At 62.8% G+C, this 14,360-nt stretch carries 13 protein-coding genes; 4 read left to right on the forward strand and 9 right to left on the reverse strand.

Translation table 11 applies throughout. From position 1 onward, the window contains the following. Positions 1–49 precede the first annotated feature (49 nt). From ACIPOO_RS00815 to ACIPOO_RS00830, 4 genes are all read right to left on the reverse strand, one after another. Positions 50–1,105 (reverse strand): aldose 1-epimerase family protein, encoded by a 1,056-nt coding sequence (locus tag ACIPOO_RS00815; protein WP_400603721.1) that lies wholly within the window; start codon positions 1,103–1,105, stop codon positions 50–52. Further along, positions 1,102–2,436 (reverse strand): L-fucose:H+ symporter permease, encoded by a 1,335-nt coding sequence (gene fucP / locus ACIPOO_RS00820; RefSeq protein WP_400603723.1) that lies wholly within the window; start codon positions 2,434–2,436, stop codon positions 1,102–1,104. Before fucP ends, ACIPOO_RS00815 begins: the two co-directional genes overlap by 4 nt. Before the next feature lie 81 nt (positions 2,437–2,517). Then, positions 2,518–3,438, reverse strand: a complete 921-nt coding sequence (rbsK, locus tag ACIPOO_RS00825; protein ID WP_400603725.1) for a ribokinase — start codon at positions 3,436–3,438, stop codon at positions 2,518–2,520. 374 nt (positions 3,439–3,812) lie between these two features. Beyond that, positions 3,813–4,700 (reverse strand): LysR family transcriptional regulator, encoded by an 888-nt coding sequence (locus ACIPOO_RS00830; protein WP_400603727.1) that lies wholly within the window; start codon positions 4,698–4,700, stop codon positions 3,813–3,815. Between the two features lie 106 nt (positions 4,701–4,806). Between ACIPOO_RS00830 and ACIPOO_RS00835 the strand changes: the two genes are divergently transcribed. Beyond that, positions 4,807–5,304, forward strand: coding sequence for a multidrug/biocide efflux PACE transporter (locus ACIPOO_RS00835; RefSeq protein ID WP_400603729.1), 498 nt, complete (start codon positions 4,807–4,809; stop codon positions 5,302–5,304). 159 nt (positions 5,305–5,463) lie between these two features. Here the strand turns inward: ACIPOO_RS00835 and ACIPOO_RS00840 are convergent, their stop codons facing one another. Then, positions 5,464–6,339 carry an alpha/beta fold hydrolase gene (locus tag ACIPOO_RS00840; protein WP_400603731.1) on the reverse strand — a complete coding sequence of 292 codons (876 nt, stop codon included), beginning with the start codon at positions 6,337–6,339 and terminating at the stop codon, positions 5,464–5,466. 238 nt (positions 6,340–6,577) lie between these two features. On the opposite strand from ACIPOO_RS00840, the gene ACIPOO_RS00845 reads away from it, so the two are divergent. Next, positions 6,578–7,015 carry a carboxymuconolactone decarboxylase family protein gene (locus tag ACIPOO_RS00845; protein WP_274131825.1) on the forward strand — a complete coding sequence of 146 codons (438 nt, stop codon included), beginning with the start codon at positions 6,578–6,580 and terminating at the stop codon, positions 7,013–7,015. A 166-nt stretch (positions 7,016–7,181) separates the two neighbouring features. Then, a complete protein-coding gene (locus ACIPOO_RS00850) occupies positions 7,182–8,015 on the forward strand; it encodes a PhzF family phenazine biosynthesis protein (RefSeq protein ID WP_400603734.1) in 834 nt (277 codons plus the stop codon). A 3-nt stretch (positions 8,016–8,018) separates the two neighbouring features. Here ACIPOO_RS00850 and ACIPOO_RS00855 read toward each other — a convergent pair whose 3' ends face one another. Further along, on the reverse strand, positions 8,019–9,170 hold the full coding sequence (locus ACIPOO_RS00855; protein ID WP_400603736.1) for an MFS transporter: 1,152 nt from the start codon (positions 9,168–9,170) through the stop codon (positions 8,019–8,021). A 266-nt stretch (positions 9,171–9,436) separates the two neighbouring features. After that, complete coding sequence (locus ACIPOO_RS00860; protein ID WP_400603738.1) at positions 9,437–10,078, reverse strand: HD domain-containing protein; 642 nt, start codon at positions 10,076–10,078, stop codon at positions 9,437–9,439. Positions 10,079–10,333: 255 nt separating this feature from the next. Between ACIPOO_RS00860 and rarD the strand changes: the two genes are divergently transcribed. Continuing rightward, on the forward strand, positions 10,334–11,218 hold the full coding sequence (gene rarD / locus ACIPOO_RS00865; RefSeq protein WP_400603740.1) for an EamA family transporter RarD: 885 nt from the start codon (positions 10,334–10,336) through the stop codon (positions 11,216–11,218). A 173-nt stretch (positions 11,219–11,391) separates the two neighbouring features. Here rarD and zapE read toward each other — a convergent pair whose 3' ends face one another. After that, positions 11,392–12,513, reverse strand: a complete 1,122-nt coding sequence (gene zapE, locus ACIPOO_RS00870; RefSeq protein ID WP_400603742.1) for a cell division protein ZapE — start codon at positions 12,511–12,513, stop codon at positions 11,392–11,394. 9 nt (positions 12,514–12,522) lie between these two features. Further along, on the reverse strand, positions 12,523–13,725 hold the full coding sequence (locus ACIPOO_RS00875; protein ID WP_274131819.1) for an MFS transporter: 1,203 nt from the start codon (positions 13,723–13,725) through the stop codon (positions 12,523–12,525). Between the last annotated feature and the right edge of the window lie 635 nt (positions 13,726–14,360).

Raw genomic sequence — 14,360 nt, forward strand, 5'->3', positions numbered from 1 at the left:
CAGTTGTCACATCAGCTACAGACAGATCGCATCGCGGGCAAGCGCGCTCCTACAGGCCTTGAACTTCTGCCGTCGACAGATACCCCGTCGTCACGCTGAACGACGCACTCTGCCCCGCTGCCAGTTCCCGCACGTTGCCCTTGGCCTTTTCCGCCAGATAGCCCTCCGGCTCGCAGGTGGCAGGCAACACGAAGGCGGCCACCTGTTGATCGGCGTTGTGCAGGATCCAGCGCGCAGCGTGCTCGAACTGCGCAGGCTTGTACCGCGTATAGAACGCAGGCCCTGCCGGATGTTTGAGCAGGAAATGCGCATCGCCCCTGGCATCGGCCTGCACGCCATCGAAGAAGCAGACAATCTCCGGGTCATACAACTGCGGCGAATCCAGCCTGTCGAGCCGTGACGGATCCTCGGTCAGCTCAGCCATGTACCCAGACCAGGCAGGCGTGGGTTTCACATGGGCCGGCACGCTGCTGCGCACCCGCGTGACCTCGATGCCCAACGGCTCGACGAACTGCCCGTCAGCGACGTAGGCATAGTTCATGTGCGCCATGTACATCAGTTCCATGGGCTTGCCGGCAAGGTTCTGCACGTCCATGCCGATGTCGAACAGGCCCGAGCCTGCGCGCAACGTCACGCCGGGACGGGCGCGGTAGTGATCGCCAAAGCCCATCACGTACTCGTATTCGCCGCCCAGGCGCAGGAAGGCACCCGCCGCGTCTTCACCCACTTCCAGCCAGGCGCTGTCCATCGGCGCGCACGGCATTTCGCCGTGCAACGGGTGATCGTCCTGAGGCGTCGGGCAGCCGTTGCGCAGGATGCCGCTGTGGAACATGAAGCAACCGTAGGTGCCGATCACCGTCGAGCTTGGACGGGGCTGGCTGAACATGTTGCGCATGGTCAGGTCGCAGCAGTCGAACACCGCCGACCAGATCATCTGCCCCTGATACGGCAACACCACCACACGTCCGCGATTGTTCTCCAGCGCCACGGCCTTCACGCCACTGGGATAGGTCCAGGCCAGCACGCGAAAGTCGGCCGATTCGAGCAGCGTCTTTTCGGCGCTGCCGAACAGCTCCGGGTACAGAGCTATTGTCGTAGTTTTCATGAGGCGGTCACCGCCGCGCCCACCGGCGCCGTCTCGCTGCGCGGGTCACGCATGCACTTGATCGCATAGGCCACGATCACCACGAAGCACAGCAGCGGCACGCTATAGGCAATCTGCATGTTGCCGTGGGTTGCATCGGACAGCAGGCCCTGGAAGATCGGCATCACGCCACCGCCGACGATGCTCATGACCAGCAGCGAACCGCCCACGCCGGTGTCTTCGCCCAGACCGTCGATGGTCAAGCCGTAGATGGTCGGCCAGCACGGCCCGAGGAAAATGCTCACGCCCACCGCCGCATACACGGCGCTGATGTTCGGCACCAGAATGGTGTAGGCCAGCAGCACGATGGTCAGCACGCCGTAGATCGCCAGTACCTTGGCCGGGTGCATCTTGCGCATCAACAGGTTGGCGATCATCTTGCCGACGAAGTAGGCGGCGAAGGTGGTCAGCAGGAACCACGACGCGCTGCGCTCGTTCATCCCGCCCATTTGCATGGCCAGGCGAATGGTGAAACTCCACACGCCCACTTGCGCGCCGACGTACAGGAACTGCGCCAGCACCCCGAAGGTGAAGCGCGGGTTGCGCCACAGGCGAGACAGGCTCTGGCCCAGGCTGCTGGATTTGACGCTTTCCTTGATATTGCCCTTGCACGCCGGGAACTTGGTGAAGGCGATCAGCACGAACATCAGGATCAGCACCGCGATCATCCATTTGTACGGCAGCAGGGTCGACTGGATCATTTCCAGTTGCTGGATCGCTGCTTCGGAGGCGCTCATCTGGGTCAACTGTTCGCGGGTGGCGTCGGTGTCCTTGAACATCACGAAGCTGCCGACGTAGACCCCGGCCATAGCGCCGAACGGGTGGAAAGTCTGGGAGATGTTGAGGCGACGGGTGCCGGTTTCACGGGGGCCCATCAGGGTCGAGTAGGTGTTGCAGGCGGTTTCCAGGAACGACAGGCCCGCCGCGATCACGAACAGCGCCATCAGGAACATGCCGTACTTGGCCATGGATGCCGCCGGGAAGAACAGCGAGCAGCCCACCATGTACAGCAACAGGCCGATCAGGATGGTGGTCTTGTAGCTGAATTTGCGCACGACCAGCGCCGCCGGAATCGCCACGAAGAAGTAACCCAGATAGAACGCCGACTGCACGAACGCCGTCTGGAAATCGCTGAGCAGGAAAGCTTTCTTGAAGTGCGCGATGAGCACGTCGTTCATGCTCGCGGCCGCCGCCCACAACGCGAAGCAGCAGCACAGCAGGATGAAGGCGAACCAAGGCGTGCGGTTCAGGTAGAACCCGTCCGGTGATTGTTGGAGCGCGGGCTTTGTCATTGTTGTTCTCCGTGAAGTGCAGGGAATACCCCGCCCTGCCGGTCGTGCTGACCGGTCGGGGCGCGGCGGCTCATGGGTGACTTACAACGTGTCGAGAAAACGCCCGAACGTGGCAGCGTCCGGGTAGGAACTCTGGGTGCCCAGCCCCGTGACCGAGCAGGCGGAATAGGCAACCGCCTGGGTCATGGCGCGGCGCATGTCGCCGTCCTGGCTCCAGTGGTGGGAGAAGCAGCCGATGAACGCGTCGCCTGCGCCGGTGGTGTCGCGCGCGTCGACCTTGACGCCTTCGACGCGAAACTCACCCTCCTCGCCCACGTACAGCGCGCCCTTTTCACCGAGGGTCACGATCACGTGGCGGATGCCGTCCTGTACCAGTTGCAAGGCGGCGGCGCGGGCGGAGTCCACCGAATCGACAACCCGCCCTGTGACCAGCGCCAGTTCGGTTTCGTTGGGGATGAAGAAGTCCAGCTTCGACAGGTGCTCGCGGCTCAGGCCCTTGACCGCCGGTGCCGGGTTGAGCAGCACGGGAATGCCGTTGGCTTTCGCAAAATCTATGGCGTAGTAAACGGTTTCGAGTTCGATTTCCAGCTGCAGGACGATCAGCTTGCAGTCGCGCAGGGCGGCTTGAGCGGCGTCGATGTCAGCGGGTTTGAGGTGGGCGTTGGCGCCTTTGACGATGAGGATGCTGTTGTGCGAATCGCTCTGCACAAAGATAGGCGCGACGCCGCTGGACACGCCCGGCACGCGCTGCACGAACTGGGTGTCGATGCCGAAGCGCTTGAAGTTGGCCAGGGTGTTGTCAGCGAACATGTCGTCGCCGACCTTGCTCAACATCAGCACATCGGCGCCCAGTTTGGCGGCAGCGACGGCCTGGTTGGCGCCCTTGCCGCCACAGCCCATGGCGAAATCCGGCGCTTCCAGGGTTTCCCCCAGGGCCGGCATCCGGTCGATGTAGGTGATCAAATCCACCATGTTGCTGCCGATGACCGCGATCTTGTTCATGTGTGTCGTACCTTGTTCACGCCTCCGACAGGCATCGGGGGCGTTATTATTTTTGTTATTTAAATAACATTTACTGTGACTATTCAACCTCTTTTTTGTAGGGGGATGGTGATGGCCGGGTAAAAAGCCGCCGGTGGTGATCGATCGGAGGGTGGCAAGCCTTGAAATAGAGGGGTTCAGGGCTCAAGACGGGAAGATGACCGATGGTCGCAATCGTTTGCGTTGAGGGTAAAACGTCGCACGGTTGGTGGACATTGTCGACCTTGAGGCCGCCCCCGCGGGCAAGCCCGGCTGCTACGGGATCGGGGCGCGACACGGTCCGTAGCAGCACGGCTTGCCGGCGGGTCGATCTGAAGGTCAGTACAAATGCCGGCTCAATACCCGCCCCTGCCCTCCAGCAACGTATCCAGCAACCACGCCCCCGCCGGCCCCAGGCTTTTCTGTCGCGACCAGATCACGTCCACCGCCGAACTGCGCGGCCAGCCGGGAACCTGCAACTCCTTGAGCCGTCCCTGGGCGTAACCGCGCACCAGCCAGCGCGGCAGGGCCGACCAGCCGAAGCCGAAGATCGCCATGTCCATCAGCAGGAGATAATTGGGCGCTGACCAGCTGCGCCGCGCACCACTGGGCAAGTCATCGGTAGGGATGCTTTCATCGATGATGGTGTTCAGCCGCAGCGCGCGATGCTCGGCCAGCTTGCGATAATCGACGGCGCTCTCGGCCGCCAGCGGGTGCTTGTGGGACACGAACAGGCCGAAATCGGCACGCTCGGCGATGGTCGCGTGCCCCACTTCCGGCGGGTAGCTGGCCTGGGCCGACAACAACCCCAACGAGGCACGCCCGGTCTGGATCAGGTTGATGGCATCCCCGTGCTCGGCAAACACGCATTCGAGTTCAAGTTCCGGGAAGCGCTGGTCAAGCTCGGCCATGCGCGCCTCGAATTCGGCGAACTGGTTGGCATCCGAGAGCACCAGCGTCAGCCGTGGCTCCACGCCCCCGGCCAGTTGCCCTGCGGCACGGCGCAGTTTGTCGGACGCGGCCAGCACTTCCTCGATGCGCCCGTGCAACGCCTTACCCGCTTCGGTCAGGGTCGGGTGTTTGGAGGAGCGGTCGAACAACTCGACCCCCAGGTCGATCTCCAGCCGGGAGATGGCTTCGCTGACCGTCGATTGGCTCTTGCCCAGACGCCGCGCCGCCGCGCTGAACGAGCCCAGGGCGATGGTCTGGGCGAAGGCCTCAAGGGCTTCGGGTGAGTAACTCATGGCAGGACTCTGACTCATCCATCGGTTTATCCGATGGGAACAATTTTCACTTTAGTCCATTGCCCCACGACAATGCACGCCTGCCCAGCCATAAAGTGAAGTTGTCATGCCAGTCAGCACCCTGTCGCAGAACAAGGCCGCGAAGTCGGCCGTTCCAGCGAAATCCATCAAGGAGCGCGCTCTTCATGCGCTGCTGTTCGAACTCATCGGCGTGGTGCTGTTCGCCCCCGGCCTTGCCTGGGTGCTCGGCCAGTCATTGGGCAAGATGGGCGCGATGACGGTGATGATCTCCAGCGTCGCCATGCTCTGGAACATGCTGTTCAACGCAGGCTTCGACGGGCTGCGCGCCAGGCTCGGGTTTGCCATGACCCTCAAGGTCCGGGCGCTGCACGCGATCAGCTTCGAAACCGGGCTGATCGTCGCCGTGGTGCCACTGGCCGCCTGGTGGCTGTCGATCAGCCTGTGGGAAGCGTTCCTGCTGGATATCGGTCTGTTGCTGTTGTTCCTGCCGTACACCATGGTGTTCAACATGGCGTACGACAAGGTGCGCGAAAAGCTGGTGGCACGCCGCGATGCCCGACGACTGACCCGCTCCCGCGCCTGACAAGACACCCTCTGCTTGACGAAACACATCCTGTAGGAGTGAGCTTGCTCGCGATGGTGTCCAGTCAGACGATGGTGCTGTGACAGACACTCCGCCATCGCGAGCAAGCTCACTCCTACAGGGGCAGCGGTGGGAGTACCAGTAGTGGTGGCGGCGTGTTTAAGTCAAAAATGGCATCACCTCGGCCAACAACTCTTGCGGAATTTCCTCCGCCAGGTAATGCCCGCCCGGCAGCGCCTTGCCACGCACGTCGGTGGCGACCTGCTGCCACTCCTTGAGCGGCTCGAAGCATTTGCCCACTGTCCCCTCGCCGCCCCACAACACCAGCAACGGCAAGGTCAGGTGATTGCCCGCCGCGATGTCGGCCCGGTCATGTTCCAGGTCGATGCCGGCGCTGGCGCGGTAATCCTCGCACACCCCGCGTGCCGCGCCCGGCAACCTCAGGCAGCGCAGGTACTCGGCGAAGGCTTCGTCGGTGAACGGCGCCAGTCCCGCGCTGCGGCTGCCCATGACGCTGCGCAGGTATTGCTCGGGATCTGCCTGCAACAGCATTTCCGGAAGCGGCGCCGGGCGGATCAGGAAGAACCAGTGCCAGTAGGCCCGGGCGAAGGCTTCGGTGGTCTGGCTGTACATCGCCAGGGTCGGGGCGATGTCGAGCAACGCCATGCGCGTCACGGCCTGGGGATGATCCAGCGCCAGACGGTGGGCGACGCGGGCACCACGGTCATGGGCCAGAATCGAGAACGTCGACAAGCCCAGCTCGCGCATCAACTCGACCATGTCGCGGCCCATTTCCCGCTTGCTGTAGCTGGAATGATCCTCGCTGGCGGGCGGCTTGCTGCTGTCGCCGTAGCCGCGCAGGTCGGCGGCGACCACCGTGAAATGCTGGCTCAGGTGTTCGGCGATCTTGTGCCAGATGACGTGGGTCTGCGGGTGACCATGCAACAGCAACAGGCCCGGCCCGCTGCCGCCGATGCGGTAGGCGATCTGCACGCCGTTGACCTGGCGCTGGTCTTTCTGGAATCCGGCAAACATGGATGACTCCTTGTGATGAATGGCTCACATGCTAGAGCGCTGGACTCGCGGGGCAAGGCGCAAAGCGTGTCGCCGGCGTTCATGAAGCGTGATCGCTGACAGGAGACCAATCACGGCAGCCCCGTGCAATTGGTCTGCGAATATCCCGTTCCATTGGCTATTCGGTCCCTGCGACCTCAAGCGTAATGTAGGGCCACTCGCAACGAACTTTCCCACTTCTGCTACGGAGCACAACCACATGAACAAGCGCATTTCCTGGGCCCAGAAATCCCCTGAAGCCTACAAAGCCATGGTCGGTCTCGAAACCGCACTGGCCAAGTCCGGCCTGGATAACTCGCTGCTGGAGCTGATCCGCCTGCGCGCTTCGCAGATCAACGGCTGCGCCTACTGCGTGAACATGCACGCCAACGATGCACGCAAGGCTGGCGAAACCGAAGCCCGTCTGCAGACCCTGAGCGTGTGGGCCGAAACCACTTTCTTCAGCGACAAGGAAAAGGCCGTGCTGGCCTGGGTCGAAAGCCTGACCCAGCTGTCGATCCACCACGCCCCGCAGGATCAATACGAAGCGTTGCTTGCGCACTACAGCGAAGCCGATGTGGCCAACATCACCCTGGCCATCGCCACCATCAACGCCTGGAACCGCTTCGGTGTCGGTTTCGCAATGATCCCGGCCTGAGCATCACCCGGTAATACCCTGTAGCAGCACGGCTTGCCGGCGGGAGCGGTATTGCGCCTGAGCATCAACCCGGCGAATCCCACGCATAAGCACTTTTGGTTGGTATCCGGTGCCCTGATTGAACGAGACTTGCACAACTTCCCCAAGGCGCAAGGATCCTTCGAACATGGCACTGGACATCCTCAGACTCGCGGCGTTTTCCGACGCCGATCAAGGCGGCAACCCGGCCGGCGTGTGGATTGGCGAAATCTTCCCCGATGACGCCACGATGCAGGCGGTCGCCGCCGAGGTTGGCTATTCGGAAACCGCGTTTACGGTGCCCGAGGGCGATGCCTGGCGCGTGCGCTATTTCTCCCCCGAAGCCGAAGTGCCGTTCTGCGGCCACGCGACCATTGCGCTGGGTGCGGCATTGGCCGGCCGCTATGGCGAAGGCCTGTACGAGCTGCAACTGAACCAGGCGCGAATCAGTGTCGAAGGCCACAAGCAAGGCACGCTGACCTCCGCCGCGCTGCAATCGCCGCCTACCCACAGCCAGCCGGTCCGCCGTGAGCTGTTAAGCGCGGCCATGGCTCTGTTCGACCTGCAGGCCGAAGACATCGACCTGCGCATCCCCCCTGCCCTTATCAATGGCGGCGCGCAGCATCTGGTGCTGGCGCTGAACCGTCGCGACACCCTGAAAAACATGCGCTATGACTTCGCCAGCGGCCGTGAGCTGATGGTGCGCGAAGGCCTGGTGACTATCCTTTTGGTGTTCGCCGAAAGCCCCCGCCTGTTCCACACCCGCAACCCGTTCGCCTTTGGCGGCGTCTACGAGGACCCGGCCACCGGGGCAGCATCTGCGGCGTTCACCGGCTATCTGCGCGACATTCGCTGGAATCACGGTGGCGCCATCGACATCGTGCAGGGCGAGGACATGGGCAGCCGCTCGCGGATTCACGCCACGTTCAGCGACGTGCCCGGCAGCTCGATTCGCGTGTCGGGCACCGCGCGCCCGCTCTGAGTCTCACACCTTCAGGTAGCGACCACTGAGCGCCACACCCAGCAGCATCAGCGCGATAATCAGAAACGCCGCGCCGAGGCTGCTGAGGTGCGCGACGAAGCCGATCCCCGCCGGGCCCATCAGGATGCCGATGTAGCCCAGGGTGGTAATGGCCGGGACCGCGACATTCTCCGGCATGGTCTTCTGCCGCCCGACCGCGCTGTAGAACACCGGGACGATGTTGGAGCAGCCCAGCCCCACCAGCGCGTATCCCACCAGCGCCGCCTGCCAGTGCTCGACCAGGGTAGCCACGGCCATGCCGACTGCTGCGCACAAGCCGCCGAACAGGATGATCCGGTGCACGCCCAAGCGCCGCACGATGGGGTCGCCGCACAATCGGCCGATGGCCATCGCCAACGCAAAGACGGCGTAGCCGAACCCGGCATAGGAGGGTTCGACGCCGCGCTGGGTGCTGAGGAACACCGCGCTCCAGTCGAGCATCGCGCCTTCTGTGAGAAACACGGTGAAGCACATCAGGCCGATGAACAGCACCACGCCGTGGGGAATGGCGAAGGCAGGCCCGCCCGCCTCGCTGCCGTACCCCAGCAGGTTGGGGCCGGCCTTGTACATGGCCAGGACGATGAACAGCGCCACCAGGGTCATGCTCAGCCATGGCCACACGCCCAGGCTCAACAGCGCCGACACGCCCGCCGCACCGACGATGCCGCCGCAACTGAACAACCCGTGAAAGCCCGACATCATGGTCCTGCCGCTGGCCCGCTCGACGATGATTGCCTGGATGTTGGTCACGCACCCCAGCGCGCCCATGCTGGCGCCATAGATGAACAGGGTCGCGACCATCAGCGGTATCTGGGTCAGGGTGGCGAGCAACGGCAGGCACAGGCAGGCGATGCTGCCGACCGTCAGGATGATGCGCCGACAGCCGTAGCGCACGGTCAGGGCACCGGCCAGGGGCATGGACACAATCGAGCCGATGCCCAGGCACAGCAGCAACAGGCCCAGGCCTGCGTCGTCCAGGCCGAGGCGATCCCTGGCATAGGGCACCAGCGGCGCCCAGGCGGAGATGCTGAACCCGGTGATGAAGAACGCCACCCGGGTTGAAAACTGTTCCAGCCGCCCCGGAACGGTGGGCGCGGCGGTACTGATGGAGGTCATGCAGGCTCCCTTGGCAACGACGCCAGCCCTTCATGGGCCGACCAGCCATGAGCCTAACAGGGGTTGGCGTGATGCCGAAGGAGGGTTATTTGAGGATTTCGCCTCACGGATGCCTCAGTCCCGCCGAACACCACAACCACTGTAGGAGTGAACTTGCTCGCGATCGCGGTCATTCAGACAATGCAGGGGTCACTGCCCCACCGCTATCGCGAGCAAGCTCACTCCTACAGAAAAGCCGTGTTTCAGTAGCGCCTACGCCAGACGCTTCAAGCCTTCCACGACGAGCTGCGGATGATGTTGACGAAATTCATCGGCTTGAATTTCGGATCTTCATCCACCAGCACGTCGGCGTTGACGGTGCCGAAGGTGGTGTCCGGCTTGTGGCGGAAACCGTTGGCGAATGCGCAGAGGATGCATTCCTTGAACTCATCGCCGCGTGGATGGGCGTGGGTCACGACTTCGCGCTGCTGGTCGCTGAACGCATCGTACTGGATGCCCAGCACGTCCATTTCCACCCCTGCGGTCACCAGGGCCACGTTCGGGCGCAGGTGCTCCGGCACACCCGGCGTGGTGTGCAGTGCGATGGACAACCAGACTTGCTCCAGATCGCCTTCGGAAAGGCCGAACGGTTTGGCGAAGGCGCGGGCAGCATTGGCGCTGTCGACTTCGAAACGCAGGTCGGGGCTGCTGTGTTGTTCCATCAGGCCCAGGTCATGGAACATCGCGCCGACATACAACTGCTCGGCGTCGTATTTCAGGCCCTTGCGCTCGCCGGTCAGGGCGCCCCACAGGAACACGCGACGGGAGTGATGGAACAGCAGGTCGGTTTCCTGCTCACGGATGTACTCGGTGGTGGCGCGTGCCAGGGCGCTGTCGGGGATCTTGATACCGGCGATTTCTTGGGTCATGGCGATGCTCCTCAAAGGGCCGCGCCGGTGTTGGCGCGTTGAGGAAAAGTCTGAGGCCGGCGGCTTTCGCGCTCAATCGGCGCGCGGTTTCGTTCTCTGCCAAAGAGGCGTCGTTTACTGCCATCAGAAGCGACGTTTACCAGATTGCAGACCAACGCCACCGGCGCCTTCGGCTAAACTGCGCGCCACTTCACGCCAGCCAGCCATCAGAGCCAGGCACCGGAAGCCTTCATTGAAATCAGAAAAGGAGCCCCTGTGTACAAGGGTGTTGCGTTATCGGTCATGGCCTCCTGCCTCTTCGCGGTCATGTACTTCTACACCTCATTGCTGAAACCGCTCAGCGGTGAGGAAATCTTCGGTTGGCGGATGTTGCTGACCCTGCCCTGTGTGACGATCTTCATGCTCTGGAGCGGCGACTGGAAACTGGCGCGCGCCCAGGCCAAGCGCATTCGCCAGAACCCGGCGCTGCTGCTGGTCATGGCGCTGTCGGCGTTTCTCATGGGCGTGCAATTGTGGCTGTTCATGTGGGCGCCGCTGCATGGGCGCAGTCTGGATGTGTCGCTGGGGTATTTCCTGCTGCCCCTGACCATGATCCTCACCGGTCGGCTGGTCTACGGCGAGCACTTGTCACACCTGCAGAAAATCGCCGCCTGCTGCGCCATTGTCGGGGTGGGCAATGAGCTGCTGCGCCTGGGCAGTTTTTCCTGGGAAGTGCTGGTGGTGTGCGTGGGTTACCCGATGTATTTCGTCCTGCGGCGCAAGCTCAAGACCGACAACCTGGGCGGCCTGTGGTGGGACATGGTATTGATCCTGCCGGTAGCGATCACCTTCATCTGCAAGGGCAACCCGTCGGTGGTGGAGCAATCGCCGCGCCTGTATGTGTTGATTCCGATCCTGGGGGTCATCAGCGCTTCGGCCCTGATCAGCTACATCTTCGCCAGCCGCCTGTTGGCGTTCAGCGTGTTCGGCTTGCTGAGCTACGTGGAGCCTGTGCTGCTGGTGTTCGTCGCCCTGGCGCTGGGGGAATCCATCCAGCGTGAGGAATGGATGACCTACCTGCCGATCTGGCTGGCGGTGGTGGTGCTGGTGATCGAAGGCGCCAAACATGTGTTGCGGCATCGGCGTAGAAGCCAGGCCTGAGGTGACACTGCTTTTGTAGGAGCGCGCTTGGTCTGGGCCGCACTCGGACGAACTGCCGCAGGGCGGCAGTAAACCCGGCTAACGCGGTTTGCCTGACACGGCCAAGGTGCCTGATTTTACTGCCGCTTCGCGGCAGATCGCGGGCAAGCGCGCTCCTACAGGATAGGGTGCGGCTACTTTCCGAACCGCGCCAGTTGCATCTCCTGCAACCGGCTCAAGGTCCGGCGGAAGGCGAAGGCCAGGTAGCCCTCGGTGTAGAGGTCGTGCATTGGCATGGCCGCTTCGACGTACAGCGGCACCTTGCGGTCGTAGCACTCGTCCACCAGCGCAATGAATCGCCGCACGCCGTCATCGTAGGGTGACAACTGCGGCAGTTCGCGATCCCCTGCCGTCACCTGCACCACGCCATCTTCCGTGCCACGGGCAATGCGCCCCTCACGCTGGGGCGCGCTCAAGGCGGGTACTTCGCTCAAGAGCACGGCCTTGTAGCGATCGCACAGTTCGATGAAATCCATGGCCGCCAGCGGCTGCTCGCAAATGTCTGCGTAGCGGCACCAGAGCACCGTCTTGCTGCATCGCACCACCGGCAAATGACGGCGCCCCACCGGCACCGGCTGGATCGAAACCGACTCGCCACTGCTCAATGTCTCGAACACCTCGACCAGCGCGCTCGGCCCTTTCTCCTGGGTGACCCAATAGCGCTGCTGGGCCTGGCCCGGATGCAGGCGATGGTCTTCGCCGCCGTCCACCGACACCACGTTCATGTAGTGATTGATCGCGGTGATCGCCGGAATGAATCGCTCGCGGTTGTGCCCGGTGGCATACAGCTGCTCGGGCAGTTGATTGGAAGTGCAGACCAGCACCACGCCCTCCTCGAACATGGCCCGCAACAGGCCGCCGAGGATCACCGCATCGCCGATGTCATTGACGAACAGCTCGTCGAAGCACAGCACCCGCACTTCCTGGGCCAGCTCATGGGCCAGTACTTCAAGAGGCTTGGCAACGCCCGTCAATTGAAACAGACGCTGATGCACCCAACGCATGAAGTGATGGAAATGCTGGCGCCGGGCCGGAATCTGCAGGCCCTCGAAGAAGCGATCCATGAGCCAGGTCTTGCCCCGCCCCACCGGCCCCCACAGGTAAACGCCCTTGGGCACGCCATGGGAGCGCCCGGCGCGCACCGCGCTCCAGCATTCCTGCAGTTGCAACGCCGCCTTGCGCTGGGCCTCGTCCGGCTGAAAACCCTGTGTATCGACCGCCTGCTGCCAGGCATCCAGAGGTGAAAGGTGCGTCATCGCAAAACGTTACCGGGTTTGTTGATCGTGGCGCCTGGAATAGGACGCGCCCAGCAGGTAGAAGCAGCCGCCGCCCACGATAAAGCCCGCCAGCATATAGAACATGAACGCCGGTGGCTGCGTCGCCAGCGCGAAACCGCACAGCACCGGGCCCAGCGCACCGCCGAGGTTAGACAGGTTCTGCGCGCCGTAGTACATGCCGCGCAGGTGGGTCGGGGCGATGCGGTCGATGAACATGTATTCGGCGGGGAACACGATGATCTCGCCGAGGGTGAAGATTGCAATCGCAATGCCCCAGTGCAGCACGCTGGTGGACATGGCAAAGCCCACTACCCCCATCAGGAACAGACTGAAACCTGCGGTCAGCCACTGGTTCAGGTACTGATGGCTGATGTGCTTGCCGACCAGGTATTGCAGGCAGATCACCACCGCCGCATTGACCGCCACCACGGTGCTGATGACCTGATAGGCGAACTCGGCGGTGTGGGTGGTCACCAGAAATTGCGACAGGTATGCAGTGAACTGACCGAACACCACGGCACTGAGCACACCGCCAATGGTGAAGCAGACCAGGCGATAGTCTTTGAGCAGGATCCGCCCGACCGCCAGGAACGACACCGGCGCGTTGGCAGGATCGGCCGAGCTGAGCTTGCGATCGCCATAGATCGAATAGACCAGAAAGTACCCCAGCCCCAGCACCGCCGACATCACGAAGGGCAGCTTCATGTTCCAGTGGGCCAGCCCCGCGCCAATGAACGGGCCGACTGCATAGCCGATGTTGATGAGGGTGTAGCGCACCGAGAACACCTTGCTCTGCTCTTCCACCGGCAGCAGCTTGCCGAAGGCCGCCTTGACCACGATGTCGATCACCGAATAGGCGAAGTTGAACGAGACCAGGAACAGGAAGAACAGCCACAGCTGGCCGGTGACGCACATGCCGACGAAGCCGACGAAGAAGAAGCCGGTGAAGCACAGGATCAGCTTGTAGCTCGACAGTTTGTCGGTGAGGTAGCCGCCGTAGAGGCTCAGCAAGGAACCTACGATCAGGGCGCTGCCGACGATCATGCCGATGTCGCTGATGCTGAGGGTGAAGTTCGATGACAGGTAGATCACCAGGTACGGCAGGGTGATCGCGCGCCCGAGCGTCAGGAACAGGGACGAGGACAGTAGCAACTGGACCGAGGCGGGGTAGTGTCTGAGGGCGGCGAGCATCCGTGTTCTGTCCTTGGCGATGGGGGGTGGGCGTTTAAGCCAAACATCGTTACACAATCGCGGTTGACTGGACACTGAGATAAATTCATTTGCGTCTTTAAGGTGATGATCGCTGATGATCGTTCCCACGCTCCGCGTGGTAATGCCTTGAACGACGCTCCGCGTCGCTGGGTGACTCGAGAGTAGTGTGTATATCCATTTCTTCGGGTGGTGCTGATTGCGCTTTCCGCCCTTACGGCGGGTCACTTTTTCCAAGAGCTGAAAAAGTAACCAAAAAAGCCCTGCGACAGGCTGGGGTCCTTCGGACTTCCCTCGACTCCGGCGCCGTTCCGGGGGCACGCCATGATGGGCCATCCATGGCCCGCACGGCTTTCGCGGCATCCCTGCCGCTCATCCCCCTCCACGACACCTGCGCTCGGCCTGGCGCCTTGACGTCGCGCCCTGTGTCGCCTGTACCACCGCGCATGAAGATCAAAAGCGAGAGCGAAATCTAAAGCACACCACCGACCCGTAGCAGCACGGCTTGCCGGCGGGGGCGTCCTCAAGATCGCTCCCGCCGGCAAGCCGTGCTGCTACGGGTGTAGTCACCTCAATCCCGCGATGGCGTCCTCAAGATCGCCCCCGCCGCCCAGCCG

This window comes from Pseudomonas sp. NPDC090201, assembly GCF_044746825.1.
In the GTDB taxonomy this organism is placed as follows: Bacteria; Pseudomonadota; Gammaproteobacteria; order Pseudomonadales; family Pseudomonadaceae; genus Aquipseudomonas; species Aquipseudomonas putida_AD.